The organism is Gilvimarinus sp. 1_MG-2023 (assembly GCF_030548285.1).
Genome location: NZ_JAUOSC010001871.1, coordinates 1 through 230, shown reverse-complemented (window position 1 = coordinate 230; position 230 = coordinate 1). Strand labels below are relative to the sequence as shown.

The following is a 230-nucleotide window of genomic DNA, read 5'->3' as shown; positions in this document are numbered from 1 at the left end:
GTACAACGACATCGAGCACCCGATTGCCTTGCAATTGGGCGGCAGCAATCCGGACGAGCTGGCCCAATGCGCTCGTTTTGCTGAAGACTGGGGTTACGATGAAGTGAACCTGAATGTCGGCTGCCCCAGCGACCGGGTACAGAACAACATGATTGGCGCTTGCCTGATGGGTCATCCGCAACTGGTCGCCGACTGCGTCAAGGCCATGCAAGACCACTGCTCCATTCCGG

1 protein-coding gene is annotated in these 230 nt (G+C 58.3%); it reads left to right on the top strand.

Annotated features, from left to right (window positions below):
* Window positions 1-230, top strand: a 230-nt coding sequence (locus Q4563_RS23180) for a tRNA-dihydrouridine synthase (RefSeq protein ID WP_303606225.1), incomplete at both ends; no start/stop codon positions are given.